This window comes from Flavobacterium sp. GCM10022190, assembly GCF_042656445.1.
GTDB classification, from domain to species: domain Bacteria; phylum Bacteroidota; class Bacteroidia; order Flavobacteriales; family Flavobacteriaceae; genus Flavobacterium; species Flavobacterium nitratireducens.
Genome location: NZ_JBHSOQ010000001.1, coordinates 784641 through 801879, shown reverse-complemented (window position 1 = coordinate 801879; position 17239 = coordinate 784641). Strand labels below are relative to the sequence as shown.

10 protein-coding genes are annotated in these 17239 nt (G+C 36.7%); 2 read left to right on the top strand and 8 right to left on the bottom strand.

Annotated features, from left to right (window positions below):
- Positions 1-82: 82 nt before the first annotated feature.
- The 7 genes from ACFPTQ_RS03480 to ACFPTQ_RS03450 all read right to left on the bottom strand — a co-directional run bounded on the left by ACFPTQ_RS03480 (position 83) and on the right by ACFPTQ_RS03450 (position 13876).
- Positions 83-3454 carry a glycoside hydrolase family 2 TIM barrel-domain containing protein gene (locus tag ACFPTQ_RS03480; protein WP_379773911.1) on the bottom strand — a complete coding sequence of 1124 codons (3372 nt, stop codon included), beginning with the start codon at positions 3452-3454 and terminating at the stop codon, positions 83-85.
- A 54-nt stretch (positions 3455-3508) separates the two neighbouring features.
- Positions 3509-4621: a glycosylase gene (locus ACFPTQ_RS03475; RefSeq protein WP_379773909.1), complete on the bottom strand. Its 1113-nt coding sequence runs from the start codon at positions 4619-4621 to the stop codon at positions 3509-3511.
- A gap of 107 nt (positions 4622-4728) precedes the next feature.
- Positions 4729-6393 (bottom strand): hypothetical protein, encoded by a 1665-nt coding sequence (locus tag ACFPTQ_RS03470; protein WP_379773906.1) that lies wholly within the window; start codon positions 6391-6393, stop codon positions 4729-4731.
- Positions 6394-6396: 3 nt separating this feature from the next.
- Positions 6397-8580 (bottom strand): family 78 glycoside hydrolase catalytic domain, encoded by a 2184-nt coding sequence (locus tag ACFPTQ_RS03465; protein WP_379773904.1) that lies wholly within the window; start codon positions 8578-8580, stop codon positions 6397-6399.
- Position 8581: 1 nt separating this feature from the next.
- Complete coding sequence (locus tag ACFPTQ_RS03460) at positions 8582-10165, bottom strand: sodium:solute symporter (RefSeq protein WP_379773902.1); 1584 nt, start codon at positions 10163-10165, stop codon at positions 8582-8584.
- Positions 10162-11226 (bottom strand): Gfo/Idh/MocA family protein, encoded by a 1065-nt coding sequence (locus ACFPTQ_RS03455; RefSeq protein WP_379773900.1) that lies wholly within the window; start codon positions 11224-11226, stop codon positions 10162-10164. Before ACFPTQ_RS03455 ends, ACFPTQ_RS03460 begins: the two co-directional genes overlap by 4 nt.
- A gap of 142 nt (positions 11227-11368) precedes the next feature.
- Positions 11369-13876, bottom strand: coding sequence for an L-rhamnose mutarotase (locus ACFPTQ_RS03450; protein WP_379773898.1), 2508 nt, complete (start codon positions 13874-13876; stop codon positions 11369-11371).
- A 280-nt stretch (positions 13877-14156) separates the two neighbouring features.
- Here ACFPTQ_RS03450 and ACFPTQ_RS03445 point away from each other — a divergent pair, with 280 nt between their 5' ends.
- Together ACFPTQ_RS03445 and ACFPTQ_RS03440 are read left to right on the top strand one after the other, a co-directional pair.
- On the top strand, positions 14157-15107 hold the full coding sequence (locus tag ACFPTQ_RS03445; protein ID WP_379773896.1) for a helix-turn-helix domain-containing protein: 951 nt from the start codon (positions 14157-14159) through the stop codon (positions 15105-15107).
- Positions 15108-15214: 107 nt separating this feature from the next.
- A complete protein-coding gene (locus tag ACFPTQ_RS03440; RefSeq protein ID WP_379773894.1) occupies positions 15215-16207 on the top strand; it encodes a TlpA family protein disulfide reductase in 993 nt (330 codons plus the stop codon).
- 38 nt (positions 16208-16245) lie between these two features.
- Here the strand turns inward: ACFPTQ_RS03440 and ACFPTQ_RS03435 are convergent, their stop codons facing one another.
- A complete protein-coding gene (locus ACFPTQ_RS03435) occupies positions 16246-17205 on the bottom strand; it encodes an SPOR domain-containing protein (protein WP_379773891.1) in 960 nt (319 codons plus the stop codon).
- Between the last annotated feature and the right edge of the window lie 34 nt (positions 17206-17239).

Below are 17239 nucleotides of genomic sequence, written 5' to 3'. Positions count from 1 at the left end.
TATTGTTCTGTCATTCCGAGGAACGAGGAATCTCATAACAAAAACACCTAAGTGTGATTGCTTCGTTCCTCGCAATGACTCATTAATACTTTAATTTCTTCAAATTAGTTTCCAATCCGTTTTTCGCTTCTACAAAAGGAACTAAGTAGAAACTATAATTATAATCTCCCGAAGGGATTTGGTATTTTTCTAAAGGCGCAGCCACCGGCGACCAGCTATCATTTCCTCCCACACCCATCTGCATTAAATCAATATTTGCTGTAAGGAAGCCCGGATTAACCAAGTCGAAGGTGTGTTTGGCTTCGTCTAAATTTTGTTGGGTATAAGGCCAGGCACTCATATTTAATAACTTATTAGCTTCCATCACCAGCAAACCTGTGTTTTTATTTGAATTTGTAAAAGCCATCCAACGCACTTCCATACGGTTTCCGTTTTCCTGCGGTTTTACATAAGGCTCAATGAATTTGTCAATTGGCAAGGAATATTTACCCACCGTAAATCCAAAACTACGGTCACAGTAATTTTCTAATTCGCCTTTTCCATACCAGGAAATCTGTTCGTACTCTTTGTTGATTCCCATTTGCATTCCGATTCTAGGAATGTGAGGCAATTTTGCGGAAGCGTTTAACTGATAATCTACTTTTATAATTCCGTTTCCATTGATGTTATAAACTACTTTCACCTGAGCACTGTCTTTGATAATTTCGTATTCGCTACTAATTTTTACTCCTGAAGCAGCTTGCTCAACATTGCAATTTTTCAAAATTGGTTTGGCTGTATACCATTGCTTCATTAGTTTATGCGGTTTCCAACCTTTACGGTCATTATCCGTTAGAGAACGCGTGAAATTAGGCAATAATGGTGCTTTTACTTGTTCTTTTCCTTTGTACATATACGAACTTAAGGCTCCGTTAGCTTTAGCAATATTGATACTGAAATCCGTTCCGTTGATGGTATAAGCCTCCATTGTTTCGGATAACTTCCCTTTTTGTTTGGCTTCCGCCAAAGTTACTTCGGTTTTCTTTTGTAACAAAAATTGATCGGTAGCTACTGGATAGCCTTTTGCTGCCCAAAATTCGTCTTTCGACAATCGGAATTCGATATTCAAGAAATACTCCGAATCCTTTTTCATCTTCGGCAAATAAGACTTCACGTCTAAAACCAAATCCGTTCCTGCAGGAATATCCATTGGTTTCAAAACTACTTCTTTCACAACATTCCCGTCTTCTAAAACTTTCAAAACAGGAATAAATTCGGCTAAATTTTGAACTGTTTGACGGTTATGAATCTTTAGTTTATAATCCTTACCTAAAGTAGAAGTGGCAGGTTGATAAATCCATTTGTTCTCATACATGGCTGCCTTAGGTCTTCCGTCAGGTGCAATTAATCCATTGATATTGAAGTTTCCGTCGTGTTTTTTCTCTCCAAAATCACCACCATAACCAAAATATTCCTGACCCGTTTTTGGATCTTTACGAAGTAAGCCTTGATCTTTTAAATCCCAAATACATCCTCCAATTACACGAGGAGTGGAACGGAATTCATCCCATAATTCTTTTAAATTTCCTGTAGAATTCCCCATAGAATGCGAATATTCGACAAACAAAATGGGACGGGTATCTTTCTTTTGGTCTACTAAAAACTTAGACGTAAAAACTCCTGGATAAAAACGACTCACCATATCCACATAAGGTTCGTCCTGTGGATTTTCAAAGCGGTGCGAATGGTCAACTGTTTTTGGATATCGAGGATCTAAAGGATCAATGTAACCGTCTAATCTTGGATTTCCCTGCGCCGGTTCATAATGTACCGGACGAGTGATATCATAATCGTGTGTCCAGCCCGCCATAGCAGCATGATTAGGTCCTTTTCCGGCTTCGTTACCCAAACTCCACATCACAATACTTGGGTGGTTTTTATCACGATGCACCATACGGGTCATGCGCTCCATATAAGCAGCTGTCCATGTTTGGTCGTTACTTAAATGTCCGCCTAATCCATGGGTTTCCAAATTGGCTTCGTCCATCACCATCAAACCGTATTTATCACATAATTCATAGAAATAAGGATCATCCGGGAAATGGCTCGTACGTACAAAATTGAAATTAAATTTCTTCATCACTTTCACATCTTCCTCTAAATCCTCATGACTTACAGCTTCGCCTTTAGCAGGATGATGTCCGTGATGATTTACCCCATATACATAGGTTTCTTTTCCATTGATGAGCATTTTTCCATTCTCTTTCGAAAATTCGATTGAACGGAATCCTAGTTTACAACTTTTTACTTCACTAATGCTTCCATCAGCATTTTTAAGTGTCATGACTAAGGTGTACAGATTCGGTTTTTCGGCACTCCATTTCAAAGGGTTTTTAATGGTTTCCTGAAAGAATCCAAAACGTACTTTATCCAAACGAGGCGAAACTTCTTCGATAATTTCAGAAGCTTTTCGAACTAAAGCTTTCTCAAAAAGAGGCTTGTTTTGCACATCATACAATTGCACTTCAAAAGTTTGATTTTTGATGGTATCACCCGTAAAATTGTCTAAACGTGGACGTAATTGGAAAACTGCGTCTTTATATTGTTTGTCTAATTTGGTTTGATAAAAGAAATCGGCAATACGCAGTTTTGGCTCAGCCATAATATAAACTTCACGCTGAATTCCGCTCAAACGCCAGTGGTCCTGATCTTCTAAATAAGAGCCATCGCTGTAACGGAAAACACGCACTGATAAAATATTCTCCCCTTTTTTAAGATAAGGTGTAATATTGAATTCGGACGAATTACAGCTATCTTCACCGTAACCCACAAAATCTCCATTAAGCCAAACCTGAAATGCCGAACTCACTCCTCCAAAATGAAGGCTGACATTCATGCCATTCCAGTTATCAGGAACGGTAAATTTGCGTTGGTACGAACCAACTGGATTATCATCCTGAGGTACAAAAGGAGGATTTACAGGTCGGAACGAATAGACAGCGCTTTTGTAAATTGCCATTCCGTAGCCTTTCATTTCCCAATTCGAAGGCACTTCGATTTTATCCCAGCCTTTCACTTCATTTTTATAAAAATCCTGTGGTGCTTCTTGAAGGTTTTTGGCAAATTTAAAATCCCAATCTCCATTCAATATTTTGATTCTGCTTTTAGCTCTATTACCTTCTAAAGCATCGGCTACAGTAGCATACGAATAAGCGGTTGCTCTTGCGGGTTCCCGATTAATACTGGTAACCATTGGGTTTTCCCAAGGATTATCAATGAATTTTTGAGGCACTCTTGGCACACCGGCAGGTTCACCGGTCACTAATTGGGCATTGGCAGCAAAAGGAAGTATTAAAAACAGTATTAAGTACGAAGAACTATGTATTAAGACCTTTAGGTAAAAAAGAATTGAGCTTAAAATTCCTGAGAAATTCAAAGCCTTTCTGATTAAATTATTTTGATGAAAATTGACCATAGTTTTTTCTTTTAGAATTAATAGATGATTAATCAAATTCTTAATTCTTAATTCTTAATTCTTCTTTTCCGGAGGAGCTACAAAGTTCATTTGGCTTTTGCCTAAATCCTTGGAAGTAGCCACAGCAATTCCTCTTTGTTCCGCCTTGTTTACCGCACAATAAAAATGGTACACAATTCCGTTATGTTTTACAACAAATGATTTGTGCGCAAACATATTATCATAAGGTTCCGAAGACTCAATTAAATTATCTCCTTTCCATTCTTTCCAGTTGACTAAATCATTCGAAACAGCAAAACGATTGAATGCTCCCTGATTCCAATCTCTCCAAAAAGCTCCGAAATAAAACATCACCCAGGTATCATTGATTCGTTGAATATAAGCATCTCCTGTAATCCCTCTATGGTGATTTAAAAATGGCTTTTTGCCGTATCTTTTCCAGGTTTTCATATCATTTGAAACGGCCATTCCAATGCGTTCCGCTCCTTTAGCAGGATTCAAACTATCGCCTCGGGCGTTATAATACATGATAAATTTACTTCCTGTGATACGCTCTTTGTCTTCAATAACCGAGTTTTTGTACATTGTACTGTTATCCCAAAAACTGACATCTTTGTCTTTTGGCGTTAGAACCGGTTTTGGCAAACGTTCAAATTCATGTGCTTTTGTCGGCGCTTCTTTGGTATAAGCCATTCCAATGGATAAGACTCCGGCTTCATAACCCGTAGTATTTCCACCAAAATAACTCATCCAATATTTCCCATCGTATTTTTTCCATTCATAACTTCCAGCCCAAGTATAATCTTGCAACGAAATATATCCCGCTTTTTGGTTCACATCCCATTCCTTTTCATCTTTAGAAAAAGACATCACTTTGCCTAAATGTTTCCAATGCAATAAATCATCACTTTCAGCCAACCAGGTTTCATAACCACGACCATCATAAATCAAATAAGTCATGAACCATTTGCCTTCTTTTCTAAAAACCGAAGGGCAATCCATTTTATAGGAATTGTCTGTTGGCACCATTACTAAACCGTATTTATAAGGCGTTTTGATTTCATTGTAAATTTCGTTCATTACTGCATCGGTAATTTCTCTTTTCTTGTAATGGGTCGCGCAACCAATTACTGTAAAAGCTAAAAAGGCAATTATTATTTTTTTCATTTTATTAATTTTAATGGATCACTGATGACACGGATTAAATCGATTATCGCTGATTTAACTAGAATCTGTGTTAATCCGTCGAATCTGTAAAATCTGTGTCCCATAAATTATTTCAATTCTTTCAATCTCTGCTCCATCACCTCACGATTCAATTTCAATTTTACCATTCCTGTTGGGTGAAATCTTTTTTTCAAATCGATCGCATTGTAAACAATCGTATACACATCATTTCCTTCAGATATTAAACACAAAGGAGTACGCATGATATCCCACCATTTTTTCACTTTTGTTTCTATCGGAATATATCTTGCTTCACTCCAATTCACTCCATCTTTGGAAAGTGTATAGCCCATCATATTGGGTAAATGATGTCCCCAACCTTCCGGCCCTCCGTCAAAAATGGCGATGTATAAACCATTTGGCAACTGACTCACAATAGGATTTTCTACAAATCGAGGATGAATGGTTTTAATAGGTTCCAAACCTTTATTTAATCTTGTCCAAGGCCCCTCTAAACTATTCGATTCCGCCAAAGCCACAAACCATCCTTTACCCGACTTTTTTGGATAATCCGCCCAGGAAGCAAAAGGATAAGCGCCACTATAAAAACCATAAAATTTATCCCCCACCTGATAGGGAAAAAAGGAAGCTACTCCTTGACGCCCTTCCCAAGGTTGTGAGTTCAGTCCCGGTTCCATAATGATACCCATATCCTTGTAGGGTCCGGCAATTCCATTGATTCCCTCCACAGTAGATTCACAACGCCAGATACGCCCAAAGGAATGATTCGGCTCAATTTCTTTGTGAACCGTATAAGCTAAATAATAGCCATACCATTTGTTTGCTTTTTCGTTAAAAACAGGCATGTACGACCAAATTGCCGCACGACGGTCATTCATTGGATTATCGTCTTCGGTAATTGCATAAGTACCACTGGCTTGCAAAATAGTCGATTCACGTTTCCAGTGAATGGCATCTTTACTGATCCAATGTCCGATTTTTGTTTTCACACGGTCATAGTACATTTCGATTCCTTTTTCACCGGCTCTTTCAGTTGGAAACATATGATAAGTATCACCCACTTTTACCACACGGCCACCTTCAAAACCACCCTGAATACCCTCCGTTCCTGGGAATCCTTCATCAATTACAGGCGCATTTTCACCACCTATAATTTCAAACAAAGGTTTTTCATCTGAAAAATCTTCAATAATATAAGTTGGATTCCATTGTCTTCCATCTAACATTTTAGCATCGGTTTGCACCAAAGGAGGTGTATTATTTACAGCACCTATTACCATAAATAAACCTTTTTGATTGGCTAAAACCGTTTGGATTCCTTTACTAAAATCTAAAGCATAAACATCAACTGCCGGAAGTCCGGTAACTGTAACTCCATTTTGAATAACTAATTGTGCTTTTCCTAATTGATTGGGTTGTAAATAATCTGAAGAGCTGTCTTTAAAAATTCCAACTAATAATTTTGAATTATGCGAAAAATTTAATCGCAATGCTTCATGAGTTCCATTTTTATAAGTTTCAAGTGGAAGGCGAACCGATTTTAAGCCTTTAAGTTCCGGTGCAAAACCCACTACATTGTGCTTGCTACCCAAAAACACATGTGCATATTGTTGCATGGTATAGGTTTGCAGTTTCTTTGTTGCAACGGTATACGAAACAGCCTTCAACTCCTGATTTTGTGCAATCACAAAAACAGGTGCAATGAAAATAAATAGTGCTGAAAAACACTTATGTAGTTTTGATAGATTCATAAATTATAAAGCTTTGTAACTAATTTGATAAGCAACATTAGGTTGAATTGTTAACTGATATTTGTTCTTCCCTAACACAACAATCGTTCCCGAGTTGGTTTTTGGTTTGCTTTTACTTTCAATAATCAGTTTTCCTTCACCTTCAACTGCTTTCACTTTTATCTCCGATTGACTCACATACAAGGCCACTTCACCTTTTGGTGTTGGCACTTTACCTTCCATCCATTGTAAACTACCTAAATTCGGCTTGATTTCATATTGAGCATATCCCGGAGCAGTTGGTTTTACTCCCAAATAATATTTCCCTAACAAATAAATCGGGCTGGAACCCCAGGCGTGGCAAAGACTTTTTCCATATGGACGCCCATACATGGCTAAATGTTCCGTTCCTTTTTTGTTTGGGTTGTATTCTTCCCAAAAAGAAGTGGCACCTTCTTTTAACATTCCTCCCCAGTAATCCTTCATTTCTTTCAACACATAATCTTGTTCGCCCATGGCACACAAGGCTTCCAGCTCATAGAAACGCATATAGGGAGTTGTGATTTTAAGAATATCATTATTCAACAACACCTTATTTTTGATACTTTGCTTTTGTTCTTCATTAAAATAGTTAAAGAAAATACCAAACATATTCGCGTAGCGGGTCACGATATCCTGCATTTTACCATTGATTCGCTGGTGCTTCATCACGTTTTGGTTTTTATCCCAAAACACATCGAATAATTTGGTTTTTAAATCAGCTGCCAGTTTTTGATACTGCGTTTGATCTTCTTTTTCACCTGCAATTTCGGCACTAACCGCCATAGCTTCTAAACTTCTTGCTAAAAGCATTTGCTCAAAACTCACCTCCCCGGTTTTAGGTAATCCGTCTGCCCAGTCAATAAAAACCCAATCCCCTTCTAAAGGCTCCAAGAATCCGTTAGTATTTCTTCTTTTCAAACAGAATTCCATCAAGGATTTCATTCGAGGATAAAAAGTTTGGATAAATTTCTTGTCCCCAGTATGCAAATAATAATCGTAAACACCTACAAACCAATACAAGGAATAATCCATAATAATATTAATATGCGCTGTTACAGGTTCTTTACCACGAAGTGCCAAAAGTGTTCGCTCAACCGAAGCCGAATCAAAGAACAAATAGTAATTCATCAAATAACTTTGATAGGCATCGCCTGACCAAACCCAACGGTCACGTTTGATTCCGTCAATAAAAAATTCGCGAGAGGTTAAATGCATCGTATAAGCCGAAACATCCCATATTTTATTTAATTGTTGGTCCGAAGATTTGAATGAACCACGATATTGTAAAGGTAAATATTCGTAAAGCATCGAAATCGAATCATATTTTACCATTGGATCCGCTTTCACCTGAACATAACGAAATGCCTTCGACCCATTATGTGTGTAGGTTTCTGATTGATTTCCGTCAAAAGTTAAATGGTCTAAGGTTTCACATTTGGCTGTATCCAATGCTTCTTCTCGAGATTCCCCGTAATACAAGGCAACTTTCCCTTTTCCTTTTAAACCATGAATCTTGATATAACCAAAGGTTTCTTTGCCAAAATCAACCAACTGACCCGCTGCTGTCTTTTCTGTTTTTTTAGTGTACCAAGGTGTAGTTGTTAGTTTAAACTGTGAAGGTTTGTTTTCCGGAGTATTGAAATTCCAAGAACCAACAGGCACCCATGGTGTTCCGGATTGCTGTGCTTTTCCGTTTTCGTCAATCCACAATTTGTCTTCATTGGTCACCTTCCAGGATGCATCCGATTTCACATATTTACCAGCAATATAAATAGCAGGCAGTACTTCCTGATTGTATACTTTAAAAGAAATTTTATGCTTACCGGCTGGAATTTTTAATGATTTTGGTTGTCCGTAAATTTGAACTCCATCTAAAAGTAACTGAAAAGGTCCTTCGGAATAGATTTTCACCTCATCGGCTTGCGGAATATCTACTTCTGTTTGAAAAGTAACTAGTGCATACGGACTATAATATTGCCAAAGTGGTGGAAATACCGCTTCGCGTTCTGTACGTCTTACCTGCATTTTATTGCTTAACCAAACTTCAAAATCGCCCGGATACCAAATCCAGGTTTGAGCCGAAGCCGCTTCGGACAAAAGCAATAATGTTCCTAAGCAAACAATCGTCCTAAAACGCTGACTCAAAGAAGGAAATATTTTCATCATATTAATTGAAATTAAAAATGAGGTATAAACTTAAAATGGCTAATCCTAACAAGGCGAATAAAATTTTAACTCTATTACTTGTTTTAGGAATATCCGTTTCACTAACAAAATTGGTTTCCGGATTTTTATCCGTCAAAGAAATAAGCATCGCAGATACCAATAAAACAGCGAAAATGTAAAATGAGATTAATAAAAAGTGTGGCCAAATTGCGTACTCATCAGCCGGGAAAATCCATAAATACAAAACTCCCACAAACAAACTAAAAGCCGAACCCCATGATAAGATTGCGTTAACCGCTTTCTTTGTAGTACGTTTCCAGAAAACACTTAGTAAGAATACAACCGATAAAGAAGGCGCTAAGAATCCTAAAACAGCCTGGAAAATATTGAATAAATTCTGTCCTTTGATGTTATCAATAGCCACTGCAATTAGAATAGCAAAAACACATCCTGCTCCAATTGTAATACGCCCAATTTTAATTTGTTGCTGAATAGAAGCTTCCGGATTGATTTTTTTTACATAAATATCATTAGTAAAAACGGTACTTAAAGCATTCAATGATGAACCGATTGTAGCTACTAAAACCGCAATCATCACACAAATAACCAAACCATTCATTCCGCTAGGGAATAAATTAGTCACCATAGTCATATAAGCCAAATCGGAGTTTTTACCCAATTCCGGATATAAAACCGAACAAAGGATTCCCGGTAAAATAAACAATGGTAATGCCATTACTTTTAACCATCCGATGAAATTCACACCCAATTGTCCTTGTTCTAAATTCTTAGCTCCCAATACACTTTGTACCATCGATTGATCAGTACAAAAGAAAGCGACCGCTGCTACTGGATAACCCAATAAAATAGCAGGCCAAGGATAATGAGAATCATCGGCAGGACGAACTAAATTCCAAAAATTACTTGGTGTTTTGGCTATCAAAGCATCGATTCCTCCTACTTTTTGTAAACCCAAATAGGATAAGGTAAGTGAAACTACAATTAACAAAATCATCTGAAACACATTCACTTTTGCAATCGCTTTTAATCCACCGGCATAGGTAAAAATTCCTGAGAAAATCACCAATACGGTTACACTTTGCCACATTGGGATTCCTAAAATTTGACGCACCAAAATTCCGCCACTGAATAATCCTAAAGACAACCAACTCACCAAAATTTTAACCATAGCGTACCAAGCCAAAATAGTTTGTGTACTATCGCCATAGCGTTTTCCCATATATTCGGGCATCGTACTTACTTTACTGGCAATATATCTTGGTGCAAAAACAATAGCTAATAACAGTAAAAACACAAAAGCATACCATTCGAAATTTCCGGCAACAATTCCAGTTGCATAACCAATACTGGCAAAAGCTAATAACGAGGAAGGTCCTACATTGGTTCCCCACATGTTGAATCCGATGTTGTACCAGTTTAATGAATTTCCCGCCATAAAAAGCGTCTCATTCTTTTTGCTTTGCTTGACACTTACGATGTATCCAATAACCAATAATATCACCAAATAAACAGCGACAATGATAAAGTCTAAAGCAGTTAATTTTTCGTAGATGGAATTATTCATAGGTTATATTCTTTTAAAACGTCAGCAATTTTCACCGGCATTCCGGTTTGTAAAGTTTTGTCCATAGCCTGCAATAAAGCCACCGTTCCAATTCCTTCTTTCATATCCGGACAAGCCGTGAATCCTTGTTCGATACTATCAGCAAAATATTCCAAATAGTTTTGGTATTCTCCACCATGATGACTTTGTCCTTCAAAACGGAAGTAATATTTAATCGTAGCATCACCCCAATGAATGATTCTTTCTTCTCCTTCTTTATCCGTAACCGAATAACGCAATTCATGATAATCAGCCTGACTAGCTCCTTCAGTACCTCTTAAGATAACCGACATTCCGCTGTCTCTTTTGGTAGGTTGTGTTGGCGAAGTATATACTCCACTTACACGTGCAATTCTACCATCAGTCGCTTTGAAAATAAAGTGCATCGTATCTTCATTTTTTAAACCTGCTGTTTTCCCATTACTACTAATCATTCCGTAACCCATTACTTCTTCGATATTAGGTAAATACCAACGAATGAAATCCACAGGATGACTTAAACCTCCATATAACCATTTGAACGATTGTAACAAAGACCATTCTTTCTTTAAAAACCAACGGTGGTCGGCATGATAATGCGATTCGATAGTAATCAAATCTCCAATTACTCCTGCTTCGAAATCTTTTCTTTGTCGTTTAGCCGGCTCAAAGAAACGGGAACTTTGACCTACGAAAACTTTTTTACCGGTCTTCTCACTCAGTTCCAATAATTCCTTAGCATCTGAAAGATCATCAATAAAAGGTTTGGTACAAACCACATGCTTTCCGTGTAACAAAGCCTGTTTTACATGCTCGGCATGTAAATGATCCGGTGTATAAATAGCAATAATATCAATAGCTTCGTCTTGTAACAAATCATCATAATTGGTGGTGTAGTGTGGAAAATCAAATTCCTTAGCTCTTTGCTTGCACAATTCTTCATTTCTGTCACATACTTTTACCAATTCTAATTTGCTACTTTCAAGAGCTGCCGACATGGTACTTCGTCCTTCTCCAAGACCTAAAATGGCTATTTTTAACATCGGTTACTTTTTATTTAATTATTTGTGTTTGCCACGAATTCACTAATGTTTTCTTCTAATTTGCTCTTTTAAATTTCACCAACTTAATTTGTGAAATCATTTCAAGAGTTTATAAATTTTCATTCGTGAATTTGTGGCTATATTACTTTTCTATTTTCTTTAAAAAAATCCAGGTTTCACCGGCTTTTGCATCTTCAATTCCGGTTTGGTACTTTTTCATCAAAGCATTCCACTCGTCCACTCGCGGAATATTTTCAGTTGTTTTTGGATTTAATTTGTCTAAATCTTCACCTTTTGGAATGCTGATAATCAACATCAATTGGCGACCATTTTTAAACACCTGTAATTGTTGGAAATCGGCATTACAGAAACCTTTGGCTATTTCCGGCCATTTTTCAAATTGAGTTGTGTGATAATCCAGATATTCCTGTTGCATTTTTGGGTCATCTACCAAATTGGCTGTCAACACGATATTTTCCCATTCTGATGCCGGTTTGGAATTCGGGCATCTTTCAAAATTTTGGAAATCGTAAACTGGTTTTTCGTACACTTTAATTTTCAAATCAGGGAAAGCCAAAGCCAATTTCTTTTTCACTCGTTCCGGTTGATTCATTAAACCATAAATCACCAAATGATTTTCCCATTGGTACAATTCTTCACCTACGATTCTAAAACCTTTAATTGTCGATTTAATTTTAGCAACATCCAAATCTTTACCCACCAATTCCAAGGCTACTGACTGTGGCATTTCCTGTAATCCCCAGGCTTCATCAACAATTACTTCTTTTTTCAAGTTGGCAAATGGAGCTCGTATACCCGCATTCTCTTTGATCGAAGTACTCACAAACTGATTATTATCCTGCCAAATATTCCCGGCAGGGCCGTTATTATTTTTAAGGATTTTTTGAATAGGAATCCAGTTGTTTTTGATAGTAAAATGCTGACTTCCCTCATCAGTATACAGATACAACCACAAGAATGGGTCATGCGCATACGGACTGTTGTAGACTTTGTCAATATAATTTTCCTCAATGCGGCTATCCGGCTGAGAAGAAAGCGTATAAATCCCCGCAACATCGTGCAGATGTTTCGCATAATGATGGATTTTGTTAGCCAATATTTTATTGTTGCGCATCACATTTTCGGTGTGCGTCCAACCCCACCCCATCGAAATTCCGCTGTAAGCCACATCCGAAATTTCGTTGTGTTCAATCGTTAGATTTTTTACAAAACCGGCTGCAATACCTAAACAACCCCAATCTTCATTGGCAACATTAGTAATCATATTATCCGCCACTAGTTCATTCGAACAAACTTCTCTTTCGTCTTTTACTTGTAATGGCAAATGCGCTTCGAAAGGCTCTTCGGAAAATACTCCTAAACAAATTCCGTTTCCACCAATGTCTTTAAATAAATTTCCCTGAACGGTATTGTGATGCGTTCCCTTGTTCAAATCCAATCCTGTAGATGACAAATGCTCAAAACGACAGCCTTCGAAAGTAGTATTATGAGCAAAATTCACTTCTACAGCCGCTCTTGGTCGTCCTACCCAAGCCTGATTTTCAAGAGAAGCCTGATTAGGTGTTCCAGGAATTTTTAATTTGTAAGCATCCAGCAAATACATTCCCGCCTGCAAAGGCACATGTCCCTGTTGCGACGGACGAAGCCAATTGCTGTATTGAAAAGAAATTCCTTTGAATTTTACGTCGTGAACCGGTGAATCTATCGTTCCTTTTATTTCAACCAAATTTTCTAAAACCGGTACGATCACTTTGGCCTTAGTCATATCTTCGCCTTTTCTTGGGATATAATAAATCTTCGCTTTTTTTCTGTCCAAATACCATTCACCTGCTTCATTAAGCATAGACATCCCATTGTTTAAATAAAATGCCGAATTTCCGTTGTTTTTAGAAATCCAAGGCGCCGGCCAAGGATGCTCACTCTGAATACGACTTTCCGGTTTTTCAAATGAAAGTCGGGCGCTGTCTTTAACAACCTCAATATTTTTAATACGTAAATTAGCAATGGCCCACCATTGTACAATGTACATTTCCATTCCCGGTTCAAATTTTACCGATTTATCTTTGAATGGAATCCAGCATGTTTCTGTTGTTTTGTCCCAAGATAAAATACGGTCCATTGTTGTCCCGACTGTACTTTTAGCTCTAACCGCTTTGTAATCATTAACCCATAGTTGACGGTAATTGATTACTTCGCCTCCTTTCTGTGGAGCATCGGCAACCCACACCGTTCCTGCTTTCAAGCCATTGATCACTGTAGTTGTTTTTTTCCAGTTTTTAATTGGAATTCCGCCACTAAAAATAGGCTTTGAATTCACATCCGCTTCAATAATCGTCGGACTATCCGGAGTTCCAGAATCTTCAGGTCTTACGAATAATGGTTCATCAAAATAGTAAGTTCCGTCTTTAATAATAATATGAATTCCACCTTGAATCGAAGTATCTTTCAGTCGACGCAACTCTCTCGCTTTTCGCAATGCCATATGAACAGTAGCCAGCGGACTTGCTTTTGTACCTTCATTAGCATCATTCCCGTTTGTTGCTACCCAAATATCTGCAGCCTGCATTGAAAACGCAGAGAAAAACAGCAAGGAAAAAGACAAGAAACGATTTCGATTTATTAGAAACATATCATTATTTTTAATTCGAGATTCACTTTGTATACCAACCACTTACACAATCAATATTTTTTAATTTTTTACAAAATGTAAACGTTATCATTTTAAAAGTAAAAAAAAAAGTCTGACGACTCTAATACCCTTGAAATAAATAAATTGGGTTGGGCAAGATAGCTATTTTTATTCAAAAAAAAATCATATTTTTAAACAACGGTCGATTTTATAAAAACTTCCATTATCGCAATAACTATTTTAATAATTATCTTTATACCAATTTAATACAAATAAATTTATGAATTCCATTTCATTACCAAAAAACATAAAGGAGAAAGATGAGCATGGCAATTCGGGATTTTGGTGGCACGAAAACAACCCCGGACCATTACAAAAACTGCCTTTTATCCGTCAGTTTGGTAGTATGAAATTTTCTAAAGTGCGCATTGATGAAACCATGCGTCCGCACCTCAATGACGGAATTGAAATTCATTATGTAAACAGCGGAAAATACGACTGGGTTATCGAAGGCAAAGAAATCGAACTCTTACCCGAAAACCTATCTGTTACGGCACCCTGGCATGAAAATGGAAGCCTTTCGGGCATCATGGATATAGGTCAAATCAATTGGATTATTATCAAACCTTCGGAATTCACAAAAGAAAAAGCCTTAGATTTTGGTGGCTGGAGCAAATTATCGAAAGCTTTTCAACAAAGTTTAGGCGAAATGATTGGCGATGCCAACAATGCGGTATTGGAAAAAGCCAAAAATTTCAAGAAGTATTTTGACGAATTACGAAACGAATTGGCTTATCAGGAAGAAGGTTTTGAAATCAAGGTACAAAACATTCTGGAAAATCTGTTTATCGATTTGCATCGTCAACTTTCGAATAAAATTCATAAAAACCAAGAAAGCGATAACTTCATTGAAAAATTAAGCCAACTAATTGAAAGTGATTTGACTAAAAAATGGCACATTGAGGACCTTGCTTCTGTTTTTAATATGGGAAAAACCAAATTCACTTATGAAGTAAAAAAACTTACTGGATTTCCTCCCAACAGCTTTATTATCAGCCTCAAACTGGAAAGAGCCATTAATTTAATCAAAAACAACAGTCAGGTAAACATGGCAGAAATTGCCTATAGCTGCGGATTTTCATCATTGCAGCATTTTACTTCAACCTTTTCACAACGTAATGGGATTAGTCCACGGAAATTCCAGATTCAACAACAGAAAAAAAGGAAATGATTATCACAATCCAACAAACAAATCCGTTAATAAATCCTTAATATTTAATCAGATATACGCTCGATTATATACATTTGGGCAACAAAAATCAAAAAACCATATAAAAAATGAAAAAACTAACTTTCCTTTTGTTGCTTTCAGGAGTTTGTTCATTTGCGCAAACAGCAATTGAAAAAACTAAGTTTACAGCTTCAATTGCAAACAGATCAATTGACACCATAGTAATAGTTGGCGCCCAAAAATACGAGAAAAAAATTCCTGTAAATTCCAAAGGACAATTTCAAGAGGAACTTACGGTACCTAAAGGATTTTATAGATTGACTTATGGAGAAAATATGACCAATTTGTACTTCATTCCAGGTAAAGACATTGAACTTAACACGGATGAGAAAAAATTCAATGAAAACCTATCTTTTAAAGGAAATGGAGCTAATGAAAACAATTATTTAACCCAAATTATAGCCCGAACAAACAAACTTGTAGCAGACATTTACAATAAAGATCAAGAAGCATTTGATAAAGCAATAGCTGAGCAAGATGAAACAGAAAAAAACGTATTGGCAAAGGCAACTATCGATCCTGAATTCAAAGAAAATATTACAAGAAGTTACGAATCCAACTTAAGCAGAATTAAAAGTAATTATTCTAATATTCAAAAATCGAAAGCCTTAATTGGGAAAGCGGCTTTGGATTTTGAATACGAAAACCACAAAGGAGGAAAAACCAAATTGAGCGATTTAAAAGGCAAATATGTGTATATCGATATTTGGGCTACTTGGTGTATGCCTTGCCTAGGAGAAATTCCATACTTGCAAAAAATAGAAGAAAAATACAAAGGAAAAAATATCGAATTTGTGAGTATCTCTGTTGATGTTGAAAAAGACTATGAGAAATGGAAAAATATGGTTACTGATAAACAACTGGGAGGTATCCAATTAATTGCTGATAAAAACTGGAATTCAGATTTTGTTACTACTTATGGAATCAATGCAATACCACGATTCATACTTATTGATCCACAAGGTAATTTCATCAGTAGCGATGCCGAAAGACCTTCATCACCAGAGTTAGTTACTCGATTAGATTCATTATTAAAATAACTCCAATAAAAAAGCCTTTCTAGAGAAAGGCTTTTTTATTATAGTGATTCAACCAGTAACCAGGCATCTGGATTTTCTGATTCACGAACTTCATTTTTCACTTTTTGAGCTTCGGCATAAGTAGCAAAACTTCCGTATAAAACAGGATACAAACCATGCTTATTTATCTCTAATCGGCGGGCATTATATCCTTCTTTTACCAACTTTTTATAGATTTGTTCTGCATTTTTTTCATCTCTAAATGCACCTGCCACAACGTGATACGGCATTTTTACTTCTTTAACTTCTTCTTTGTCCGATTTAACAGATAGCGTTACAGGAGCCATTGGTGTTTTAATAAAAAAAGTAGCTTCTTGAATTTTAGCTTGTATTTTCTTTTGTACCGCTTTCTCTACTAAAACGGTTTGCGTTTCTATTTGCTTATTATATACTGTGTAAGCTGCAGTACCCGCTAGACCTAATCCAAGAATAAAGATAGCAGCATATTTTAAATACGAACGCCCCGTTCTTTCTTCAGGAACTAAAGCAATTACTTCCCTATCTTCAATAACAGCTAAATCTTGTTCTTCACTTGCATCACGTTTTACGGCTGGCGCTATAAATGAAGACAATCCAAAAGAAGCAGTCAAATAATTCTTTTGTTCCGATGGGGTAAAAATCAAATTATCGGTAGCATTCAAAACAAAACTACCTACATTTTTAACCATTAAGGCTCTGTTTTGTTCTAATTCCTTTTTCCAATTCAAAACCTGATACTGAATAGCACTTATCGCATATTCATAAGAAGTTTTTTCAGCTCTAGCAATATGATTGGCTAATAATCCATCATTGTTTTTAATGTTGGTATTAAAAGAAATCAATTTTTTAGGCGGATAAAAAGAATTAGCGCTCTCAACCCATTGCGCTGACTGGATTTCAGTTAAAAATGCACCGAAACCAGGAACAGTAACGCATTGATAACGATACAATAGTTGGCTTATGTAATGTTCTATATTCATACATACAAAGTTATACATACAATATAGTTATCAA

Excerpts from the sequence above, each read along its gene's own strand:
- ACFPTQ_RS03470 (WP_379773906.1), bottom strand. The coding sequence starts at position 6,393 with ATGAATCTATCAAAACTACATAAGTGTTTTTCAGCACTATTTATTTTC.
- ACFPTQ_RS03435 (WP_379773891.1), bottom strand. The coding sequence starts at position 17,205 with ATGAATATAGAACATTACATAAGCCAACTATTGTATCGTTATCAATGC.
- ACFPTQ_RS03455 (WP_379773900.1), bottom strand. The coding sequence starts at position 11,226 with ATGTTAAAAATAGCCATTTTAGGTCTTGGAGAAGGACGAAGTACCATG.
- ACFPTQ_RS03445 (WP_379773896.1), top strand. The coding sequence starts at position 14,157 with ATGAATTCCATTTCATTACCAAAAAACATAAAGGAGAAAGATGAGCAT.
- ACFPTQ_RS03475 (WP_379773909.1), bottom strand. The coding sequence starts at position 4,621 with ATGAAAAAAATAATAATTGCCTTTTTAGCTTTTACAGTAATTGGTTGC.
- ACFPTQ_RS03440 (WP_379773894.1), top strand. The coding sequence starts at position 15,215 with ATGAAAAAACTAACTTTCCTTTTGTTGCTTTCAGGAGTTTGTTCATTT.
- ACFPTQ_RS03480 (WP_379773911.1), bottom strand. The coding sequence starts at position 3,454 with ATGGTCAATTTTCATCAAAATAATTTAATCAGAAAGGCTTTGAATTTC.
- ACFPTQ_RS03450 (WP_379773898.1), bottom strand. The coding sequence starts at position 13,876 with ATGTTTCTAATAAATCGAAATCGTTTCTTGTCTTTTTCCTTGCTGTTT.
- ACFPTQ_RS03460 (WP_379773902.1), bottom strand. The coding sequence starts at position 10,165 with ATGAATAATTCCATCTACGAAAAATTAACTGCTTTAGACTTTATCATT.
- ACFPTQ_RS03465 (WP_379773904.1), bottom strand. The coding sequence starts at position 8,580 with ATGATGAAAATATTTCCTTCTTTGAGTCAGCGTTTTAGGACGATTGTT.